General features: G+C 71.5%; 8 protein-coding genes. 5 read left to right on the top strand and 3 right to left on the bottom strand.

Annotated elements, in window-relative coordinates:
* Positions 1-117: 117 nt before the first annotated feature.
* Both I0C86_RS37385 and I0C86_RS37380 read left to right on the top strand, forming a co-directional pair.
* Positions 118-1524, top strand: coding sequence for a class II 3-deoxy-7-phosphoheptulonate synthase (locus I0C86_RS37385; RefSeq protein ID WP_196206039.1), 1407 nt, complete (start codon positions 118-120; stop codon positions 1522-1524).
* Between the two features lie 40 nt (positions 1525-1564).
* Positions 1565-2593 carry a threonine aldolase family protein gene (locus I0C86_RS37380; RefSeq protein ID WP_196206040.1) on the top strand — a complete coding sequence of 343 codons (1029 nt, stop codon included), beginning with the start codon at positions 1565-1567 and terminating at the stop codon, positions 2591-2593.
* A 129-nt stretch (positions 2594-2722) separates the two neighbouring features.
* Here I0C86_RS37380 and I0C86_RS45295 read toward each other — a convergent pair whose 3' ends face one another.
* From I0C86_RS45295 to pknB, 3 genes are read right to left on the bottom strand one after another with little or no spacing between them, the layout of a single operon-like run.
* Positions 2723-3421 carry a M15 family metallopeptidase gene (locus I0C86_RS45295; RefSeq protein WP_196206038.1) on the bottom strand — a complete coding sequence of 233 codons (699 nt, stop codon included), beginning with the start codon at positions 3419-3421 and terminating at the stop codon, positions 2723-2725.
* A gap of 18 nt (positions 3422-3439) precedes the next feature.
* Complete coding sequence (locus I0C86_RS37370) at positions 3440-4351, bottom strand: deoxyribonuclease IV (RefSeq protein ID WP_196206037.1); 912 nt, start codon at positions 4349-4351, stop codon at positions 3440-3442.
* The gene (gene pknB, locus I0C86_RS37365) at positions 4332-6341 is read right to left on the bottom strand and encodes a Stk1 family PASTA domain-containing Ser/Thr kinase (RefSeq protein WP_196206036.1); all 2010 of its coding nucleotides are present in this window, start codon (positions 6339-6341) and stop codon (positions 4332-4334) included. Before pknB ends, I0C86_RS37370 begins: the two co-directional genes overlap by 20 nt.
* A 256-nt stretch (positions 6342-6597) precedes the next feature.
* Here pknB and I0C86_RS37360 point away from each other — a divergent pair, with 256 nt between their 5' ends.
* The 3 genes from I0C86_RS37360 to I0C86_RS37350 are packed head-to-tail and all read left to right on the top strand — an operon-like array spanning position 6598 to position 7763.
* Positions 6598-6963, top strand: a complete 366-nt coding sequence (locus I0C86_RS37360; protein ID WP_196206035.1) for an Rv2175c family DNA-binding protein — start codon at positions 6598-6600, stop codon at positions 6961-6963.
* Between the two features lie 13 nt (positions 6964-6976).
* Positions 6977-7309 carry a lycopene cyclase domain-containing protein gene (locus I0C86_RS37355; RefSeq protein ID WP_196206034.1) on the top strand — a complete coding sequence of 111 codons (333 nt, stop codon included), beginning with the start codon at positions 6977-6979 and terminating at the stop codon, positions 7307-7309.
* Positions 7310-7331: 22 nt separating this feature from the next.
* Positions 7332-7763, top strand: coding sequence for a lycopene cyclase domain-containing protein (locus tag I0C86_RS37350; RefSeq protein WP_196206033.1), 432 nt, complete (start codon positions 7332-7334; stop codon positions 7761-7763).
* Positions 7764-7830 lie beyond the last annotated feature (67 nt).

Here is a 7830-nt window from a genome sequence, read left to right as displayed (position 1 = left end):
CATGGGCCCCAGCCGGCCGGCGCCCATGATCGGAAAGAGGGCGCGAGGCACTCCCACGAAGCGGACGGGCGCCCCTCGCTCCGGGGTTGGTCGGAGTTTCGCCGTAGGCTTCTGTCCATGCGCCATGAGTGGCATCAGCTGAGCTATCCCGCGGTGGGCAACACCGCCCTGCAGACCAGTCGTCCGACCGAGGATTCCGTCGAGGACGAGGCCCTCGGACTGGACCGGTGGCGGGACCTGCCGCGGGCTCAGACGCCGCCCTGGCCCGACCCGACCGTGGTCGACGGGGTGTGCAAGATCCTCCAGAACGTGCCCTCGGTCGTCGCGCCGTACGAGGTCGACCAGCTCCGGGCGCGGCTGGCGATGGTCTGCGAGGGGCGGGCCTTCCTGCTCCAGGGTGGCGACTGCGCCGAGACGTTCACCGACAACACCGAGAGCCACCTGCTGGCCAACGCCCGGACGCTGCTCCAGATGGCGGTGGTGCTGACGTACGGGGCGTCGCTCCCGGTGATCAAGGTGGCCCGGGTGGCCGGGCAGTACACCAAGCCGCGGTCGCTGCCGACCGACGCGCGCGGGCTGCCGGCGTACCGGGGCGACATGATCAACTCGCTGGAGCCGACCCCGGAGGCGCGGATCGCCGACCCGCAGCGCATGATCCGGGCGTACGCCAACTCGGCGGCGGCGATGAACATGCTCCGGGCGTACCTCGCGGGTGGGCTCGCCGACCTGCACGCCGTGCACGACTGGAACAAGGGCTTCGTCAAGAACTCGCCGGCCGGCGAGCGTTACGAGGCCATCGCCCGGGAGATCGACCGGGCGCTCGCCTTCATCCGGGCCTGCGGAATGACCGAAGACGAGGCGCTCCGCACCGTCACCCTCTACTGCTCGCACGAGGCGCTGGCCCTGGAGTACGACCGGGCGCTGACCCGGGTCTCCGACGGCCGGGCGTACGGGCTGTCCGGGCACTTCCTCTGGGTCGGCGAGCGCACCCGGCAGCTCGACGGCGCACACCTCGACTTCATCTCCCGGATCGCCAACCCGATCGGGGTCAAGCTCGGCCCCACCACCAGCCCCGACGAGGCGATCGAGCTGTGCGAGAAGCTGAACCCGGAGAACATCCCGGGCCGGCTCACCCTGATCAGCCGGATGGGCAACGGCCGGGTCCGGGACGTGCTGCCGCCGATCGTGGCGAAGGTCACCGCCGCCGGTGCCAAGGTCGTCTGGCAGTGCGACCCGATGCACGGCAACACCCACGAGTCCTCGAACGGCTACAAGACCCGGCACTTCGACCGGATCGTGGACGAGGTGCTCGGCTACTTCGAGGTGCACCGGGGCCTGGAGACCCATCCGGGCGGGCTGCACGTCGAGCTGACCGGCGAGGACGTCACGGAGTGCCTCGGTGGCGCCCAGGCGATCGAGGACATCCACCTGCCGGACCGCTACGAGACCGCCTGCGACCCCCGGCTCAACACCCAGCAGTCGCTGGAACTGGCCTTCCTGGTGGCGGAGATGCTGCGTGGCTGACCCCGATCCGACCCCGAACCCGGTTTCGGCGGCACCTCCGGTGCCCGGCCCGGTCGATCTTCGCTCCGACACCGTCACCCGGCCCACCCCACCGATGCGTGCCGAGATGGCGGCGGCCGAGGTCGGCGACGACGTGTACGGGGAGGACCCGACCGTCAACGCCCTCGAGGCCGAGGTCGCCGCCCTGTTCGGGCACGAGGCGGCACTCTTCGCCCCGACCGGGTCGATGGCCAACCAGATCGCGATCCAACTGCTGGTGCCGCCGGGGAGCGAACTGCTCTGTGACGCGGACGCGCACGTGGTGACGTACGAGGTCGGGGCCGCCGCCGCGTACGGCGGGGTGTCCTCGCGGACCTGGCCACCGGTCGGCGCGAACGTCGATCCGGAACAGGTCGCCGCGATGATCCGGCCGGACGGCTACCACGCGGTGCCGACCCGGGCGATCGCGGTCGAGCAGACCCACAACCGGGGCGGCGGGGGAGTCGTCCCGCTCGGTACCCTGCGCGACCTGCGCCGGATCGCCGACGACGCCGGGGTGGCGCTGCACTGCGACGGGGCGCGGATCTGGCACGCGCACGTGGCCGACGGGGTGCCGCTGACCAGCTACGGCGAGCTGTTCGACACCCTGTCGGTGTGCCTGTCCAAGGGGCTCGGCGCACCGGCCGGCTCGGTGGTGGTCGGCAGCGCGGAGCAGATCGCGCGGGCCCGGGTCGTCCGCAAGCGGATGGGCGGCGGGATGCGTCAGGCGGGCGTGCTCGCCGCCGCCGGCCGGTACGCGTTGCGCCATCACATCGACCGGCTCGCCGCCGACCACGTCCGGGCGGCCCGACTCGCCGACGCGCTCGCCCCGTTCGGTGTCCTGGCCGGTCCGGTACGCACCAACATCGTGCCGCTGGACCTGACGAAGTGCGGCTTCGACGCACCCGAGTTGGGCGTGGCGGCCCGGGACCGGGGCGTACTGGTGTCGGTGCTCGGGCCGCGCATCGCCCGCCTGGTCACGCACTACGACCTGGACGACGCCGGGGTGGACCGGGCGATCGAGGTGCTCACGGAGATCTTCCGCCGCTGACCGGGGTGGGGCCGGCCGGTTCCGGTGCGGCCCGTGGACCGGCCCGTTCGGCCCGGTTCGGCCCGTTCGGCACGGTTGGCCCGTTCGGCACGGTTGGCCGGTTCGGCACGGTTGGCCGGTTGGGCGTACTCAGCCGCCCGTCCTGCTGAAGTGCTGGTAGTCGGGGGACTTCCAGCTACCGCCCCAGTGCCAGCCGACCGAGGCGAAGGCCTCGACCAGGATGCCGTCCGGGACCGCCATTCCGGCCCGCTCGTCGGCGCGGTCCCGGTACGTCGACCCGGCCGGCGGCAGCACCCTGCCGGCGACAAGGTACGGGTTCTCCACCGGGTTGACGTCGATCGCCTGCCCGTAGGCGTGGACAGACCATTTCGGCGGGCCGGTGGAGACCACCTTCCGGCAGTTGAATCCGGAGGTGTTGTCGGCGGCCATCGACCTGTCGTCGCTGCCGTCGTACTCGTCGACCGGCTCCAGCCGCCGGATTGGGAACCGTTCGCGGTAGAGAACCGCGAAGACCTTGATCACATCTGCGGTGACCGTCCGGTGCAGGATGATCGTTCCGACGTGGGGCTGGCCGTCGAAGCCCCAGTAGCCGAGTCGTACCCGCCGGAGCTGCTCCGGGCCGACCGGACAGCCGGGCTGCCAGCTCCGTGCGACCTCACCGGCGGTGACCGGGGACACGTCGTCGACGAATGGAGGCACGGCCGGGGTGGTGGGCGGCTGCGGCGTGCCGGCGGCCCGGTCCGGGGCGGCCGTGGTGGCCGCGCAGCCCGAGATCGCGAGCGCTGCCAGCAGCGTCGCCAGCACCGGATATCGCGACCAGCGTCCCACCGACGCAACGGTACGCGGTCAGGGATGCAGGCGTTTGAGCGTGGCGATGTCGTCGGCGTGCCCGAGATGCTTCTCGGTCGGTGTCTCGACGATCACCGGAATGCCCGCCGTCGCCGGATGCGCCAGCAGTTCGGCGAAGGCGGGCTCGCCGATGCTGCCCTTGCCGATCGTCTCGTGCCGGTCCCGGGTCGAACCGCACGGGTCGCGTGAGTCGTTGGCGTGCACGAGCCACAACCGGTCCGCTCCGACCGCTGTCACGAGCGCGTCCAGGGTCTCGGTCATGCCGCCCGGCCGGGCCAGGTCGTGGCCGGCGGCCCAGGCGTGGCAGGTGTCGAAGCAGGCGCCGAGCCAGGGATGCCACTGCACCGCGTCGAGGTAGGGCTCCAGGTGTTCGACCCGGGAGGCCAGCGAGCGGCCACCTCCGGCGCTCGGCTCGACCAGCAGTTTCGGGCCGCCGGTCGCCGCAGCCGAGTCGAGCAGCGGCAGTAGCGCCTCGCGGACCTGGCCCATCGCCGCCTCGGCGTGCCCGGCGTCGACGGCGCTGCCGGCGTGGAAGACCACCCCGGCGGCGCCGATCGCGGTGCCCCGGTCCAGCGCGTGGGCCAGCGTCGCCACCGACCGTTCGACGGTTGCCGGAGTGGGTGAGCCGATGTTCACCAGCAGCGACGCGTGGATGTAGACCGGCAGGCCGCGTTCGGCGCAGCCTTCCAGGAAGGCGGCGTCCTGGCTCGGATCGCCGGGGGGCAGTGCCCAGCCCCGGGAGTTGCCGACGTACACCTGCACCGCCTCGGAGCCGGCGGCGTCGGCGTACGGCAGGGCGGCCCTGGCCAGCCCACCGGCCGTCGGCGTGTGCGAGCCGACCGGCCGACGGGATGCCGGGGCAGGGACCGGAGCCGGAGCCGCAGCCGGATCAGAAGCAGGTGAGGACAATTTGCGTTCCTGGTGGCGCCGGGGTGTTCTCGGTCGGGTTCTGGAACCGGACCACCGCGTTCGGGTTGATGTTGATCCCGACGGTGAATCCCTGGCTCTCCAGTTGCTGCTTCGCCTGCTGGCACGGCAGGTCGATCACCCTGGGTACGGGGACCGCCGGTGGGCCCTTGCTGACGTCGACCTTGATCTCCGCACCCGTCACCACGCCGGCACCGCTGTCCGGACTCTGCGCGATGATCTGGTCCTTCGGCTTGTCGGACTCCTTGTACGTCTCCGTCAGCTTGAGACCGAGCTTGCTCAGATCCGAGCGCGCCTCGTTGATGTTTCTTCCAACCAGGTCGGGAACGCTGATCGGTGCCTTGCCCTTGCTCACCGTGACAGTGATCTTGTCGCCCGGCTTGACCACGGTCCCGACCTTCGGGTTGGTCGAGATGACGACACCCTTCGGCAGGTTGTCGTCGTACCGGTCGGGGCCGCGCGCCACCACCAGGTTCGCCTGCTCCAGGTCGAGTTGGGCGAGGTCGAACGTCTTGCCCGACACGTCCGGCACCGGGAAACGCTCCGGACCGAGCGAGAGGGTGAGCGTGATCGTGCCGCCCCGGACGATCCGGGCTGCCGACGCCGGATCCTGGGCCAGTACCGCGTCCTTGGCGACCGCCTCGCTGTACCGGGGATCCCCGAACTTGACGACGAAGCCCGCCCGCTCGGCCTGCGCCTGTGCGTCCTTGCCGGCCATGCTGACCAGGGCCGGAGCCTCGGTGTACCGGCCGACCCCGAACCACCAGCCGCCCATCGCGGCGACCAGGCCGATCGCCACCACGACGGCGATGACCGCAACCCGGTTTCCTCCGGCGATGGCGGACAGCCGGGCGGCCAGTTCGCGGAGCCGCTCGCCGAACCCGTCAGCCGGGGTCGCCGCGCGCCGACGGTGCGGGGTGGTCTTCTCCCCCTGTTGCTGATCCGGCAGCCGGGCCCAGGGCGGCCGCTCGGTCGGACGCACCGAGGAGACCACCATGGTGGGCTGTTCCACCGCCATCGCCGGGTGCCCCACCGACGGGATCTGCCGCAGGACCGCGGTGTGCGCGTTGGCGGCGGTGCCGAGATCGTCCCGGACCACCTGCACCTGGGCCTGTAGCGCGCCCGCGTCCGTCGGCCGGGCACCCGGATCGCGCCGGGTCGCCCGGACGACCAGGGTGTCGAGCACCGGCGGCAGACCGGGAACCAGCGTGGAAGGCGGCGGTACGTCCCGGTCGACGTGCTGCCAGGCGACCTCGACCGCCCGGTCAGCGTCGTACGGGACCCGGCCGGTGAGCATCTCGAAGAGCACGATGCCGGCCGCGTAGACGTCGGTGCGGGGATCGGCCCGGCCCTCGGTGACCAGCTCCGGCGCCACGTACGCGACGGTCGCCATCAGCTGGTTGCCGGCCTCGGTCTCCGAACTCGCCTCGACCGCCCGGGCCAGCCCGAAGTCGGCGACCTTCACCACACCGTCGACGAGGTTCGCGGGCCCGCCGCTGGGTGCCTCGGCGACCAGGACGTTCTCCGGCTTGACGTCCCGGTGTACGAGGCCGGCCCGGTGTGCGGCACCGATCGCGGCGAGCATCTGCTCCATGATCGCCAGTGCTTCGCTCGGGTTGAGTCGACCGCGCTCGGCGAGGATGTCCCGCAGGGTCCGGCCGCGTACGTACTCCATGACCAGGTACGGCAACCCGCCGTGAATGCCCTGGTCGTAGACGGCCACCACGTTCGGATGGGTCAGCCGGGCGATCGTCTTGGCCTCGTCGGTGAATCGCTCGACGAACCCGGCGAGTTGCATTTGTGCGTCGCGGGCCTGATTAGGGTGAATAATCTTGATTGCGACAGTGCGGTCGAGGCGTTCGTCGATGGCGGTGTAGACGGTCGCCATCCCACCACGGGCCACGCGACCGCGGATGCGGTAGCGCCCGTCGATCAGCGAGTTCAGCAGCGTGTCGGCGACCTGAATGTCCATCGGCAGGCAGTCTATGTCTCCAGAGGGTGGCGGCAGAACAGGATGCCACAGCCGACACCGAACCGAGAACCTCGGCGGGCATTTCGGACGTGCGTCGCCGTGTGCCGACCGTGTGCCGACCGAGGAGAAGACGACCGAGTATCGGGAGCCGGACAGCGGATCCGAGTACGGCTCGGCGCGGTCGGCGGTACGGGGGCGGCGCCGGTTCCCGGGGAGCCGTTGGTCGACTCCCGCGGGTGCGTGGCAAGGTGATCGGGTGACTGAATCCGTACCCGCCGACGTGCAGCCGATCGACCCGGCCGGCTGGCTGACCCTGCCGGACGTCGCCGAGCGTTTCGAGGTGTCGATCAGCAAGGTCCACCAGATGATCCGGGACCGGGAACTACTCGCGGTTCGCCGGGACGGGGTCCGACTGGTCCCCGCCGAACTGGTCGCCAATGAGACCGTCCGCAAGCACCTGCCGGGCATCCTCACCCTGCTGCACGACTCCGGATACGACGACGAGGCCGTGCTCCGCTGGCTGTACCTGCCCGACGACACCCTGCCGGGCACCCCGGCCGAGGCCCTCGGCGGTGACCGGGCCCGTGAGGTCAAGCGCCGGGCCCAGGCCACGGGGTTCTGACCGGAGTCGCGGCATGGCGAGGTTCGGGTATCTGGCGGTGCTCGCGGGGTGCCTCGGCGGCGCGCTGTGGCTGGAGCCGATGCTGCGGGTCAACGTGCTGCGCCGGTGGCGGCGGTTGCTGCTCACCCTGCTGCCGGTGGTGGTGATCTTCGCGCTGTGGGACCTGGCCGCGATCGCCGCCGGACACTGGACATTCGACCCGGAGCAGACGACCGGGGTTCTGCTCCCCGGTGACCTGCCCCTGGACGAGGTGCTCTTCTTCGTCGTCGTGCCGTTCTGCGCCATCCTCGGCTTCGAGGCGGTACGCGCGGTGCTGCGCTGGCCTGCCGGGGACGAGTCCCGATGAGCGGGCGGCGCGGGGAGCGGGCGTGAGCTACACGGCGGCGGCACTGCTGGGAGTGGCCGGAGCCCTGCTGGTCGACCTGTTCGTGCTGCGTACCCGGCTGGTGCTCCGGCCGGTGTTCTGGGCCACGTACCCGATCATCGTGTTCTTTCAGTTGATCTCCAACGGCATCCTGACCGGCCGGGACATCGTCCGGTACGACCCGGCGGCGATCCTCGGCCCGCGCCTGGTCCACGCCCCGGTGGAGGACCTGTTGTTCGGCTTCGCGCTGGTGCTGCTGACCCTCGCCGTCTGGGTCCGGCTCGGCCGGGCCGGTGTGCAGCGCACCCCGGCCGCCGGCGACGGCCCAGGACGGCCCCGGCTGCTGAACCGGAATCGGCGCGTCGATCCGGATGGGCGCCTCGGCCGGAACGGGCGCGTCGATGATCCAGATGGGCACGCCACGGACCGATCGTGACCCGTCGGTCGTCAGGGCGGCTCCGGTTGTCAGGGCGGCTCCGGTTGTCAGGGCGGCTCCGGTTGTC

Origin of the sequence: Plantactinospora alkalitolerans, from assembly GCF_015690345.1 — a bacterium.
Lineage (GTDB): Bacteria > Actinomycetota > Actinomycetes > Mycobacteriales > Micromonosporaceae > Plantactinospora > Plantactinospora alkalitolerans.
This window is presented reverse-complemented; position numbering and strand designations above follow the sequence as displayed.